Below are 12,337 nucleotides of genomic sequence, written 5' to 3'. Positions count from 1 at the left end.
CTTGCCCCGCGAAAGGGCCAGTGCAGACAAAAAAGCCGATCAACCTTCCAGCTCAGCCCAGCGTTCTACCAAGGCATCCAACTCACCCTGCATCTGCTCCAGCTTCGCCAGCACTGCCGAGGTTTCCGCAATCGGTCGCTGGTAGAAGCCCGCCGCATTCACCTCTTCCTGAGCTTCGGCCATACGCCGCTCCAGCTCGTCGATCTGCCCAGGCAGCATTTCCAGCTCACGCTGCAGCTTGTAACTGAGCTTCTTCTTCGAACTGTCGGCCGCCGCAGCAACCGCCAGCGGTGCTGGCTCGGCCTCGACCTTCTCGACCACCGCGCTGTTGAGCTCGGACTTGCCGCCCTTGCTCTCGGTCACCCCCAGCAGCTTCGGCGAACCACCCTGGCGGATCCAGTCTTCATAGCCGCCCACGTATTCGCGCACCTTGCCCTCGCCCTCGAACACCAGGGTACTGGTGACGACGTTGTCGAGGAAGGCCCGGTCGTGGCTGACCATCAGCACGGTACCCTTGTAGTTGGACAGCACCTCTTCGAGCAGCTCGAGGGTTTCCACGTCCAGGTCGTTGGTCGGTTCGTCCAGCACCAACAGGTTGGCCGGCTTGCTGAACAACTTGGCCAGCAACAGCCGGGCCCGCTCACCACCGGACAACGCCTTGACCGGCGTACGGGCACGCTGCGGGCTGAACAGGAAGTCGCCCAGGTAGCTCAGTACATGGCGGTTCTGGCCATCGATCTCGATGAAGTCACGGCCTTCGGCCAGGTTGTCGATCACTGTCTTTTCCAAGTCCAGCTGGTGGCGCATCTGGTCGAAATAGGCCACTTCCAGCTTGGTGCCGCGCTCGACCTTGCCGGAGGTCGGCTGCAGGTCGCCGAGCATCAGCTTGAGCAAGGTGGTCTTGCCGGTACCGTTGGCTCCCAGCAGGCCGATGCGGTCCTCGCGCTGCAGGACCATGGAAAAATCCTTCACCAGCATCGGCCCGTCCGGATGATGGAAGCTGACGTTCTCCAGCACCATTACCTGCTTGCCGGACTTCTCCGCCGCCTCGATCTGGATGTTGGCCTTGCCCTGGCGTTCGCGGCGCTCGCTGCGCTCCACGCGCAGCGCCTTCAGCGCACGTACACGGCCTTCGTTGCGAGTACGACGGGCCTTGATGCCCTGGCGGATCCACACCTCTTCCTGGGCCAGGCGCTTGTCGAACAGCGCATTGGCGGTTTCCTCGGCGGCCAGCGCGGCCTCCTTGTGCACCAGGAAACTGGCATAGTCACCGTTCCAGTCGATCAGGCCACCACGGTCCAGTTCCAGGATGCGCGTGGCCAGGTTTTGCAGGAAGGAACGGTCGTGGGTGATGAACAACACCGCGCCGTTGAAGCCGCGCAGGGCCTCTTCGAGCCAGGCGATGGCACCGATATCCAGATGGTTGGTCGGCTCGTCAAGCAGCAGCAGGTCGGGCTCCGAAACCAGCGCCTGGGCCAGCAGCACGCGGCGCCGCCAGCCACCGGACAACTCGGCCAGGGTCTTGTCGGCCGGCAGCTGCAAACGGCTGAGGGTGCTTTCTACCACCTGCTGCAGGCGCCAGCCGTCACGGGCTTCCAGCTCGTGCTGGACGTGCATGAGTTTTTCCAGGTCCTCGTCTCCCTGGATATTCAGGCTCAGGTGATGGAACTGCGCCAGCAATTCGCCGACGCCATCCAGGCCCGCGGCCACCACGTCGAACACCGTGCGCTCGTCGGCCACCGGTAGCTCCTGTGGCAGCTCGCCGATCTTCAGCCCAGGGGCACGCCAGATCTCGCCGTCGTCGCCCTTCTGCTCGCCCTTGACCAGGCGCAGCATGCTTGACTTGCCGGTGCCGTTGCGGCCGATGATGCACACCCGCTCGCCACGAGCGATCTGCCAGGACACGTGGTCCAGCAGCGGCATGGCGCCGAATGCAAGGGACACATCGCTGAATTTGAGCAGGGTCATGTTGGTCTCCATAAATCGGGCGCGCATTCTACCTGACTTGGCCCCGGTCGGCATCTGCCTGGCCGGCGGAGGAGGGTTTGGCGACATCTGGTCAAACTTAATATCCCGATACAAGCACAGTGCTTTCACCCGCCGCCGGCAAACAGCTAAGCTAAGGCAATAGCTTCCAACAGTGCTGGCTCCGCCGTCACTTCCCCATGGTTCAACTGCCCGGACGTATCATGCGCAGCCGCCTGTTACATATTGCATCCTGCCTGCTGCTGACTGCCGCCACCTGCGCGGCGCAGGCTGCCGACCTTACCCTGCAACGCCAGTACTATGATGAGGCCAAGCGCGCGCTGGCCAAGGGCGACAAGGGCCCATACCTGCGCTATGCCCAGGCCCTCAGCGACTACCCGCTGACACCCTACCTGGCCTATGACGAGCTCACCGCCCGCCTGAAAAGCGCCAGTAACCAGGAAATCGAAGACTTCCTCGCCAAGCACGGCGACCTGCCCCAGGCCAACTGGATGAAACTGCGCTGGCTGCGCTGGCTGGCCGAACGCGGCGACTGGAACACCTTCGTCAAGTACTACGACCCCAAACTCAACTTCACCGAACTGGACTGCCTCAACGGCCAGTACCAGCTCAGCCATGGCCTGCGCGCCGAAGGCTTCGCCACAGCTGAAAAACTGTGGAACGTCGGCAAATCGCAGCCGGCCACCTGCGACACGCTGTTCGCAATGTGGGCAGCCGAAGGCCAGCTGACCGAAGCCAAGCGCTGGCAGCGCGCCAAGCTGGCGGCCCAGGCGCGCAACTACAGCCTGGCCAACAACCTGGTCCAGACCCTGCCCACTCTCGGCCCGCAGGGGCGTCTGCTGGTCGACGTGGCGCAAAAGCCCGAACTGCTCAATCAGCCATCGCGCTTCACCCCGGCCACCGAAGCCATGTCCGACGTGGTCAGCCTCGGCCTGCGCCGCCTGGCCCGGCAGGACCCGGAGCGGGCCATGGCGCTGCTCGACGACTACGCCCGGCGCATGCATTTTTCGCGCGACGAGAAGGTGGCCATCGCCCGCGAAATCGGCTTGACCCTGGCCCGTCGCTACGACCCGCGCGCACTCGACCTGATGACCCGCTACGACCCGGAACTGCGCGACAACACCGTCAGCGAGTGGCGCCTGCGCCTGCTGCTGCGCCTGGGCCGTTGGGAAGACGCCTACGAACTGACCAGGCGCTTGCCGCAGGACCTGGCCAGCAGCAGCCGCTGGAAATACTGGCAGGCCCGCAGCCTGGAACTGGCGCAGCCGAACAACCCGCAAATCCCGCTGCTGTACAAGAGCGTGGCGCGCGAGCGCGACTTCTATGGCTTCCTCGCCGCCGACCGGGCACAGACGCCCTACCAGCTGAACAACAAGCCGCTGGTGCTCAGCCCGCAACTGGTCAACAAGGTGCGCAACACCCCGGGCATCCGCCGCGCCCTGGAGTTCCATGCCCGCGGCCAGATCGTCGAAGGCCGCCGCGAGTGGTATCACGTCAGCCGCCATTTCAGCCGTGACGAAATGGTCGCCCAGGCGCGCCTTGGCTACGACCTGCGCTGGTATTTCCCGGCCATTCGCACCATCAGCCAGGCGCAATACTGGGACGACCTCGACATCCGCTTCCCGATGGCCCACCGTGACACCCTGGTGCGTGAGGCCAAGGTCCGCGGCCTGCACTCGAGCTGGGTATTCGCCATTACCCGCCAGGAGAGCGCCTTCATGGAGGATGCACGCTCCCCGGTGGGCGCCAGCGGCCTGATGCAGTTGATGCCGGCCACCGCCAAGGAAACCGCGCGCAAGTTCAGCATCCCCCTGGCATCGCCGGCCCAGGTGCTCAACCCGGACAAGAATATCCAGCTCGGCGCCGCCTACCTGAGCCAGGTGCACAGCCAGTTCAACGGCAACCGGGTGCTCGCCTCGGCGGCCTACAATGCCGGGCCAGGGCGAGTGCGGCAGTGGCTCAAAGGTGCCAAGCACCTCAGTTTCGATGTGTGGGTGGAGTCCATCCCGTTCGACGAGACCCGCCAGTATGTACAGAACGTGTTGTCGTATTCGGTGATCTACGGGCAGAAGCTCAACTCGCCGCAGCCGTTGGTGGACTGGCATGAGCGGTACTTTGACGACATGTGAGGGACGCTGAAACAGCACCGGCCTCTTCGCGTGTAGACCCACGTCGCGGCCGGTGCAGGCAACCCGTCATTCCAGGATTTCGACTTCCATCCCTACTTCAAGCTGGCCACTGCCATCCACCGCCAGGTTCTGCCCGAACAACACATCCCCCTCCCGCTCTCGGAACGTCCTGAGCGTGGCCATCGGCTCGCGGTCAGCACTGCGTTCGCCAGTCGACGGGTCGATGGTGGTGAAGATGCAGCGCACACTGGGCTTGAGCACGCGAAATTCCAGGCTGCCGATACGAATCCGTTTCCAGCCATCCTCGGCAAAGGGTGCCGTTCCCTGCACCACCAGGTTGGGCCGAAAGCGCAGTATCTCCATCGGCCGACCGATACGCCGGCTGAGCTCATCCAGCGAGCCCTGGCCGATCAGCAACAAGGGAAAACCGTCTGGAAATGCCGCTCGGTCACTGTTCAAGCCATAGCCATTGGGCAGATAACGCGCGCGCTGCTCGGGGCAGTGCACCAGGCGCACGGCCTTGCCCAGCAGTTCGCTTAGCCAGGCCGCCGCCGCATCGCCCGCATCCGGCACGCGCAAGGTGTCGCGCCAGAGGGTCACGCCGCGCAGCGCATCGTCGGCTGACGGTACCGGCACCGACAACGCTGGCTGCCCCGGCGCCTGGAGCAGCAACTGGCCATTGTCGTCATCGCTCGCCCTGATCTGGCCAAGCTGTGGCCAGGCGCGCTGGGTGAGGAAGCGTCCGTTCTCCTCCTCCACCACCATCCAGCGCCGATCGCCCTGCAGGCCCAACAACCCCACCGCTGAAGCCTGCAGGCGTTGCGCCTGCGCGGACTTCACCGGGTACCGATACAGCTCACTGAGAAACATCCCTGCCGCCTTGCGTCATGTCCAAAACGCCAAGCTTATACCGGCATGGGGCCGGCGATCACGCAGTGGCGGTATCCAGCAACAGGCGCTGCTTGACCACGTCGACCAGGCGATCAGGCTGGAACTTGGACAGGAAGTTGTCGCAGCCTACTTTCTTCACCATCGATTCGTTGAAGCTGCCCGACAACGAGGTATGCAACACCACGTAGAGACGACGCAAACGGGCATCGCCACGAATCTCGGTGGTCAGCCGGTAGCCGTCCATTTCCGGCATTTCGGCGTCGGTAAAGATCATCAGCAGTTTCTCACAGACATCCTCGCCGGCATCGGCCCAGCCCTTGAGCATGCGCAGCGCCTTCAGGCCGTCACTGGCCACGTGCAGTTTCACCCCCAGCTGGGACAGGGTGTCGCGCAACTGCGCCAGGGCCACGCTGGAGTCATCCACCAGCAGCACTTCACGGCCGCGCGCCCGGGCCAGAACCGGGTCCGCGAGTTTGTCGCCAGACACCCTGGCGTTGTAGGGCACGATCTCGGCCAGCACCTTCTCCACGTCGATCACTTCGACCAGCTTGTCGTCGACCTTGGTGATGGCAGTCAGGTAATGCTGGCGCCCGGCACTGGTCGGCGGCGGCATGATGGCTTCCCAGTTCATGTTGACGATCCGGTCCACACCGCCCACCAGGAAGGCTTGCACCGAGCGGTTGTACTCCGTCACGATGATGGTACTGTCGGGCCCCGGCTGCAGCGGGCGCATGCCAATTGCCTGGGACAGGTCGATCACCGGCAGGGTCTGGCCACGCAGGTTGACCACACCGCAGACGAACGCATGACGCTGGGGCATCAGGGTCAGTTTGGGTAACTGAAGTACTTCCTGGACCTTGAACACGTTGATCGCAAACAGCTGGCGACCGGCCAGGCGAAACATCAGGATTTCCAGGCGGTTCTCACCCACCAGTTGCGTGCGTTGGTCTACCGTGTCGAGAATGCCGGCCATTGGAAAACCCCCAGGCTTGAGTCGGAAAAATAGAAATAATCCACCCTGTATCGGCGGCTTCAGGCCCAGCTTGACCCTTGCTGGAAAATGCCGCGAAGATAATTGATATCACTTTACCATCATGCTTTACTGCGGGAACAGCCACCGCGAACCAGCCGCTCGGCAAAAGTTCCTTACCTTAGCCATGCATCAGGGAAACCCTTAGCAGCAATCGGGTGCAACCTGATGTTCGCGCTATCCTTTAGCCATTAATGTGACGCCATTCTCACTGCATGAATGGAGTCAGGCTTTTGCTAGCTATCGTTTCGGCGCGCCCGTCCTCTGCACACGTCCCACGCGCGGGGGCATCATGAAGGACAGTGCCTTATCGTTCGATGATGCGCTGCAGAGGTTTCTTCTGGACGCGCAGGTACTGCTGACCCAGGCGCAGGAGTGCCTGCAGCATCTGGACCTGATCGAAAACGACCCGGATGCGTGCCGCGGCCTCGACAACGCGCTCGATACCTTGGCCCGGCAAGCCATGCACCTGGGCTTGCGTGAAGTCGCCCATTACACGACTGCCCTGCAACAGCTGCTTGCCCCGGCCTGCCACGGCGGCTGCCTGCAGCGCGAAGCCTTGCCGGCGGTAGGGGCGTGCCTGACCCTGCTTGCATGGCAACTGGAACTGGTCGACCCATTTACCGGCCGACTTAACCTGGACATCGGCGAGCAGCTGGTGTTGCTGGGTGAGCTGGCCAAGGTCGTGCAGCAACCGTTCGCGCAAACGTGCACGTATTGCGATGAACAGGGCCGCGTGTGCATCCACCCGCCTACCGAGGCGGCAGACGACACGCACACCGGCGGTCCATCGCCGGGGTACTGAACCGACGTGAAGTGCAACTGGGCACGCTCACCAAACCTGACAAGGCGAACTTGGGAAGGCGCAGGAAGTTGGCGGAGCCAGGGTGCCCCCCTGCCGCGCAAGTCATGTATGACGTGGCAAAACGGCTAGCACTTTGCCACCCGACAATACCCGACCAGCAGGTACTGCAAAGCGTTACCCAGCCGCGACCGCTGCAATGCGAAGTGGTAATATGCGCAGCCATGAACACTTGCAAGCTGTTGAAAGATTGCAAGTTCATGTGTTGGACAAAACATCGAAAGTAACTGCGCCAAAGCTCCTGACCAGCATTGTGCAACGCCCTCCATCAGCAATACTTCAGTGGCTTCCCTACCTATGCTCGCACGCTTGATGACTCCTTTGCGCTGCCACTCCCGCGCCGCCCTGCTGCGCTGGGCAACAGTCGGGCTGTGCGTGGCCTCGCTGGTCGCCAACCTAGCGTTTTACCTGAGTAGCCAGGCGATCCCGGTGAGCCTGCTGGTGCTCCAGCTGGCAGCCACAGTGGGCACTGCCGTGCAATTGGGCCTGGGTGCCGGCTCGATCAGCCTGCGCCCGGCGGAGCTGGCCGAGCGCATGCTCAAGGTCCAGGAAGACGAGCGTCAGCACCTGAGCCGGGAACTGCATGACGACATCGGCCAGTTGCTCACCGCTGCCAAGCTGCAGTTGCAATGGTTGCAGCGGCGCATGCCCGACGAGTTGCAGGGCCACTGCGACGCCCTGCGCAGCACGCTGGATGACACCTTGGGCAACGTGCGCAATGTGTCGGCCCTGCTCAACCCGCGGCAGTTGGCCAGCCTTGGCCTGGAAGCCAGCTTGCGGGCGCACCTGGTACGTACCCTGGCCAACAGCGGCGTGCACTGGAGCCTGGCGTGCAACCAGCGCCTGGGCGGCATCGACGAGGCCGTGACCATGGCAGTATTCCGCATTACCCAGGAAGCGGTGACCAACATGCTGCGCCATGCCCAGGCACGCAACCTGGTGATCGGCCTGCAACGCACCCCCGAGGGGCTGGCGTTGTCGATCCGCGACGACGGCCGCGGCTTCGTACCCGCCAGGGACCCGGCCGAGGCCGGCCAGCGCGGCCTGGCCGGCATGCAGGAGCGCGTGACCGCACTGCAAGGCAGCCTCGCCGTCACCAGCCAGCCCGGCCAAGGCACTCACATCGAGGCGGTGTTCCCCTGGCCACCACGTACTCAGCAACGCGCCAGGAGCACTGCTACTGATGACCTGTAGACTGCTGCTGGTAGACGACCACTCGCTGATCCGCGCCGGGGTGCGCGCCCTGGTCGGCGACATTCCCGGGTATGACGTCATCGGCGAAGCGGACGACGGCAGTCAGTTACTGGAAAGGGTGCGCATGCTGGCGCCGGATATCGTCCTGCTGGACATCTCCATGCGCTCGACCAGCGGCCTGGATGCGCTCACCCAACTGCGCACCAGCGGCAACCCCTGCAAAGTGCTGATCCTGTCGATGCACACCGACCCGGACCTGATCATGCGCGCCCTGGAAAGCGGCGCCCACGGCTACCTGCTCAAGGACGCCAGCGCCACCGAACTGGAGCAGGCCCTGGCGGCGGTGCGCAACGGCGAACGCTACCTCAGCCCGGCCATCGCCCATACGGTCATCAATCAGGCACTGCAACACGTCAGGCAGGGCAAGCAACCCTCTGCCGAGCGGCATAGCCTGACCGCGCGGCAACTGGAGATCCTGCGCCTTATCGTGCGCGGCAAATCGACCCGGGAAATTGCCGCTGGCCTTGGCCTGTCGATCAAGACGGTGGAAACCCACCGTTCGCAAATCATGAAACGCCTGCAGATTCATGACGTGGCCGGGCTGGTGCTGTTCGCCGTACGCGAGAAGATCATCAGCCTGGACGACTGAGCAACGGCGACCCGACGGGCAGGTGCAGGCGCAGTGCTGCGGGCCTGGCCTGGAAGCGCAGGGAGTGGGCCTGCACCGGTTCACCATCAAGGTTGATGTCCAGCCCCTGCGAGCACTTGATCTCGACCCAGGGCAGCCTGGCCCGGACGAACAGGCCGTCCCCGGCCAACAGGTCACGCAGGGTCCCCACCACTTCCTGGGGTGCCGGCAGGATGGCGATGTCGAGCAAACCGTCATTGACCACCGCGTCGGGGCACAGCACCTGCCCGCCCCCCGCCTGGCGGCCATTGCCGATACCCAGCGCCAGCAGGTCCCCCTGCCAGTCGAAGCCTGGCCCGTGCAACGTCACCGAAGCCGCCTGCAGCTCGCTGAACCGCGACAGCCCGGTGAACAGGTAGGCGGCAGCGCCCAGCACCTTCTTCAGGTCTTCGGAGGTGTTGGCCGTGACCTGGCTGCCGAAACCGCCGGTGGCCATGTTGAGAAACAGCTGCTCGCCGGCCTGCCCCAGGTCGATAGGCTGGGCAGGAACGTTCAGCAAGGCCAGCGCCGTGGCGGTCTCCTGGGGGATGCCGGCAGCCTTGGCAAAATCGTTGGCCGTGCCCAGCGGCAGCAACGCCAGGCTGGCCTCGGTACCCGCCAGCCCCATGGCTTCGGCGACATCGCGCAGCGTGCCGTCCCCGCCCCCTGCAACGATATGGCTGTAACCGGCACCCAGCGCCTCGTTGACCAGGCGCTGGGCGTCACCGGCCTCCCAGGTAACCCGCACATCCAGCACCCAGCCGCTGTCTCGCAGGCCGTGCACGGCGCTGCGTACGTCTTCGTTCATCGCCTGCTTGCCGTGCAGGATCAACATTGCCTTGCGCCCTTGCATCTACGCCCCTCCAGGAATGGACCCACCCAGATCTCGACCCTCGACGAGTGCCGATCGTTGCATGCCCCTGTGCAATTGATCGCCTGAACCGGGTATTTTTTCAACATCCGGCAATGCCCGACTATGCTCTGCTAATGCATGCGACAGGTTTTTGACCCAGGCGCGGATGTTTTCCAGCTCCGTCGCCCGTTTGACGCCTGCGCACCTGCGCCTGTGGCACCCTTGGCCAAGGACGTGCCCTCTGCGGCGCGCGCCCACTCATTCCGCGGCCTTCAGCGAGGACTCCGGGTCATGCGCATTCTCTGGACGCTGCCTTACCTGCCCTGGCCGACCACCAGCGGCAGCAAGACCCGGCAATACCATCTGCTGCGCGCAATGGCCCAGCGGGGCCACAGCATCACCCTGCTGGTGCAATCGAAAATCCCCCTCGACGATGCGGCCCGCGAAGCCCTGGAAGCACTGCTCGAACGCCTGATCGTGCTACCCCGGCGGCCCTTGCACAGCCCGCTGAACCTGCTGGCCTCGCCCATCATCGACTACCCGATGCGGGCGATCATCAATGGCCTGGCACCCTGCCTGCGGCACCGTTTCGAGCAATTGCTGGACGAGCCCTGGGACGTGATCCAGATCGAACACAGCTACAGCTTTCAGCCCTTCGAGAAAGCCCTGCAGGCACGCCGGTTACCCTACATGCTCAGCGAGCACACGCTGGAGTCAGTGATGGGTGGCACCAGTCACGATCGCCTGCCGCTGTGGCTGCGCCCACTCAACGCCTTCGACCGCTGGCGCTACCGGCGCTGGGAGCAGCGGGTATTGCGCCAGCCCACCGAACTGGTAGCGGTCAGCAGCCACGATGCCGAACTGATCGCACAGATCAGCGGGCGCCGGGTGAACGTGGTGGTCAATGGTGTGGACTGCGATTTCTACCAGCACGTGCAGCCCGCGCTGCACAGCCAGCGCCTGCTGTTCGTCGGCAATTTCGAGTACGGCGCCAACCTCGAGGCGATCGAATGGGCGCTGGAAGAGATCATGCCGCAGGTGTGGCTGAGCAACCCGGCGGTTCGCCTGGCAATCGCCGGGCATGCCATGCCGGCCAGCTGGAAACTGCACTGGAACGACCCGCGCATCGAATGGTTCGGCTACCGCCCCGACCTGCGTGAGCTGCAGCGGCGTTCGGCACTGTTCTTTGCGCCGTTGCGTTATGCCGGTGGCTCCAAGGTGAAGATCCTCGAAGCGATGGCCGCCGGCCTGCCCGTCATCACCACGGGCAAAGGCGTTTCAGGCCTGGCGGTGAACAACGGTGAGCACTACCTGGGCAGTGACGAAGGCGACCAGCTGGCGCTGTTGATCACCCAACTGCTCAACCAGCCCTGGCGCATGAGCCAGTTGAGCGATGCCGGGCGCCAGTTCGCCCGCCAGCGCCACGACTGGCGGGTAGCCGCGCAGCAACTGGAAAATGTGCACATGCGCCTGGCCCAGGCGGCACCGGCCGAAGCCGCGGCGCCAACCAGTGCCTGGCTGGGTCGCTCAACCAAGTAACTCGCTGAACGGGATGAACGGCACGCTATCGCCCTGCTTCGGCGTGCTGCCTTCACGCACCTCCACCAACCCATCGGCCCAGGCCGCACTGCGCAGCACGCCAGAGCTCTGGTTCTTGTAGATGCGTACCTGGCCCTGCTCGATGCGGGCACGCAGGTATTCCCGGCGGGTGCCGGGCCTGGGCCAGTCGAAGCCCGCTGGCACGTCGAAACGTAGCGGCGTGACCTCGGCCACGCCCTGGCGGCGCAACAGGTAGGGCCGGGCCAGCAAGCCGAAGGTGACCAGGGTCGACGCCGGGTTACCCGGCAGACCGATCACCGGCACACCTTGGAAGTGGCCGAAGGTCAGCGGCTTGCCGGGCTTGATTGCCAGCTTCCACAGGGCCAGCTCACCGGCTTCGCGCAGGGCAGCACCGAGGTAGTCGGCCTCGCCTACAGAAACACCACCGGTGGACAGGATCAGGTCGACATCGCCCAGCCGGGCCAGGCAGGCGCGGGTCCGCGCCAGGTCATCCGGCAGGATGCCCGCATCGAGCACAGCGCAGCCCAGCCGCTGCAACCAGCTCACCAGTAGCCGGCGGTTGCTGTTATAGATCTGCCCCGGGCCCAGCGGCAGGCCAGGCTCGACCAGTTCGTCACCGGTGGACAGCACAGCCACCCGCACCTTGCGCACCACCTCCAGGCGCTCGTGGCCGAGGCTGGCAGCCAGGCCCAGCTCGATCGGCCCCAGTCGGGTGCCAGCGCTCATCACCTGCTCGCCCTTGCGGGCTTCCTGGCCTTGGGGGCGAATGTTCTGCCCGGTTTTCAACGGTGCGAGAAAGCGTACCCGGTCTTCCGCCGCTGCGGTGTTTTCCTGCATCTCGACGCAGTCGGCTCCTTCAGGCAGCGGCGCTCCGGTGAAGATCCGCGCACAGGTACCAGGTTGCAGTGGCTGCGGCGCATGGCCGGCGAAGATCCGCTGGCTGACCGCCAACGGCTCACCCTGCCAATCAGCCAGGCGCAGGGCATAACCGTCCATGGCGCTGTTCGGCCAGGACGGCAGGTCGAGCGCGGCCACCAGGTCGCTGGCCAGCACACGGCCCTCGGCCTCGGCCAGCGGCAGGCGCTCGGTATCGCGAATCGGCGCCGCTTCGGCCAATGCCAGCAATTGTTCCAGGGCCTGTTCCACCGGCATCAGTGGCCGGGCC

General features: G+C 64.5%; 10 protein-coding genes. 5 read left to right on the top strand and 5 right to left on the bottom strand.

Going from position 1 to position 12,337, the window contains the following annotated elements; translation table 11 throughout:
* Positions 1 to 39: 39 nt before the first annotated feature.
* Positions 40 to 1,968, bottom strand: a complete 1,929-nt coding sequence (locus B4L76_RS18740; RefSeq protein ID WP_296234558.1) for an ATP-binding cassette domain-containing protein — start codon at positions 1,966 to 1,968, stop codon at positions 40 to 42.
* Positions 1,969 to 2,189: 221 nt separating this feature from the next.
* On the opposite strand from B4L76_RS18740, the gene B4L76_RS18735 reads away from it, so the two are divergent.
* Positions 2,190 to 4,115 carry a transglycosylase SLT domain-containing protein gene (locus B4L76_RS18735; protein ID WP_296234557.1) on the top strand — a complete coding sequence of 642 codons (1,926 nt, stop codon included), beginning with the start codon at positions 2,190 to 2,192 and terminating at the stop codon, positions 4,113 to 4,115.
* Positions 4,116 to 4,181: 66 nt separating this feature from the next.
* Here the strand turns inward: B4L76_RS18735 and B4L76_RS18730 are convergent, their stop codons facing one another.
* Both B4L76_RS18730 and B4L76_RS18725 read right to left on the bottom strand, forming a co-directional pair.
* Positions 4,182 to 4,985, bottom strand: a complete 804-nt coding sequence (locus B4L76_RS18730) for an MOSC domain-containing protein (RefSeq protein ID WP_296234555.1) — start codon at positions 4,983 to 4,985, stop codon at positions 4,182 to 4,184.
* 58 nt (positions 4,986 to 5,043) lie between these two features.
* Positions 5,044 to 5,979: a chemotaxis protein CheV gene (locus B4L76_RS18725; RefSeq protein ID WP_296234554.1), complete on the bottom strand. Its 936-nt coding sequence runs from the start codon at positions 5,977 to 5,979 to the stop codon at positions 5,044 to 5,046.
* A 349-nt stretch (positions 5,980 to 6,328) separates the two neighbouring features.
* Between B4L76_RS18725 and B4L76_RS18720 the strand changes: the two genes are divergently transcribed.
* From B4L76_RS18720 to B4L76_RS18710, 3 genes are all read left to right on the top strand, one after another.
* Positions 6,329 to 6,841 (top strand): histidine kinase, encoded by a 513-nt coding sequence (locus B4L76_RS18720; RefSeq protein WP_296234552.1) that lies wholly within the window; start codon positions 6,329 to 6,331, stop codon positions 6,839 to 6,841.
* Between the two features lie 354 nt (positions 6,842 to 7,195).
* Positions 7,196 to 8,092: a sensor histidine kinase gene (locus tag B4L76_RS18715; protein ID WP_296234551.1), complete on the top strand. Its 897-nt coding sequence runs from the start codon at positions 7,196 to 7,198 to the stop codon at positions 8,090 to 8,092.
* A complete protein-coding gene (locus B4L76_RS18710; protein ID WP_296234549.1) occupies positions 8,082 to 8,741 on the top strand; it encodes a response regulator in 660 nt (219 codons plus the stop codon). The genes B4L76_RS18715 and B4L76_RS18710 overlap by 11 nt, the downstream gene beginning before the upstream one ends.
* Here the strand turns inward: B4L76_RS18710 and yegS are convergent.
* Positions 8,725 to 9,612 carry a lipid kinase YegS gene (gene yegS / locus B4L76_RS18705; protein WP_296234548.1) on the bottom strand — a complete coding sequence of 296 codons (888 nt, stop codon included), beginning with the start codon at positions 9,610 to 9,612 and terminating at the stop codon, positions 8,725 to 8,727. The two genes, B4L76_RS18710 and yegS, sit on opposite strands and share 17 nt — an antisense overlap.
* 291 nt (positions 9,613 to 9,903) lie before the next feature.
* On the opposite strand from yegS, the gene B4L76_RS18700 reads away from it, so the two are divergent.
* Positions 9,904 to 11,151: a glycosyltransferase family 4 protein gene (locus B4L76_RS18700; protein ID WP_296234546.1), complete on the top strand. Its 1,248-nt coding sequence runs from the start codon at positions 9,904 to 9,906 to the stop codon at positions 11,149 to 11,151.
* Here B4L76_RS18700 and glp read toward each other — a convergent pair.
* Positions 11,140 to 12,324 carry a gephyrin-like molybdotransferase Glp gene (gene glp / locus B4L76_RS18695; protein ID WP_296234566.1) on the bottom strand — a complete coding sequence of 395 codons (1,185 nt, stop codon included), beginning with the start codon at positions 12,322 to 12,324 and terminating at the stop codon, positions 11,140 to 11,142. The genes B4L76_RS18700 and glp overlap by 12 nt on opposite strands.
* Between the last annotated feature and the right edge of the window lie 13 nt (positions 12,325 to 12,337).

It is taken from the genome of Pseudomonas sp. UBA4617, from assembly GCF_002386445.1.
Classification (GTDB): Bacteria; Pseudomonadota; Gammaproteobacteria; order Pseudomonadales; family Pseudomonadaceae; genus Aquipseudomonas.
Note: the sequence above shows the minus strand (reverse complement) of the source record. Positions and strands in the feature narration are given on the sequence as shown.

Coding starts and splice junctions, on each gene's coding strand:
- B4L76_RS18740 (WP_296234558.1), bottom strand. CDS start 1,968: ATGACCCTGCTCAAATTCAGCGATGTGTCCCTTGCATTCGGCGCCATG.
- B4L76_RS18735 (WP_296234557.1), top strand. CDS start 2,190: ATGCGCAGCCGCCTGTTACATATTGCATCCTGCCTGCTGCTGACTGCC.
- B4L76_RS18730 (WP_296234555.1), bottom strand. CDS start 4,985: ATGTTTCTCAGTGAGCTGTATCGGTACCCGGTGAAGTCCGCGCAGGCG.
- B4L76_RS18725 (WP_296234554.1), bottom strand. CDS start 5,979: ATGGCCGGCATTCTCGACACGGTAGACCAACGCACGCAACTGGTGGGT.
- B4L76_RS18720 (WP_296234552.1), top strand. CDS start 6,329: ATGAAGGACAGTGCCTTATCGTTCGATGATGCGCTGCAGAGGTTTCTT.
- B4L76_RS18715 (WP_296234551.1), top strand. CDS start 7,196: ATGCTCGCACGCTTGATGACTCCTTTGCGCTGCCACTCCCGCGCCGCC.
- B4L76_RS18710 (WP_296234549.1), top strand. CDS start 8,082: ATGACCTGTAGACTGCTGCTGGTAGACGACCACTCGCTGATCCGCGCC.
- yegS (WP_296234548.1), bottom strand. CDS start 9,612: ATGCAAGGGCGCAAGGCAATGTTGATCCTGCACGGCAAGCAGGCGATG.
- B4L76_RS18700 (WP_296234546.1), top strand. CDS start 9,904: ATGCGCATTCTCTGGACGCTGCCTTACCTGCCCTGGCCGACCACCAGC.
- glp (WP_296234566.1), bottom strand. CDS start 12,324: ATGCCGGTGGAACAGGCCCTGGAACAATTGCTGGCATTGGCCGAAGCG.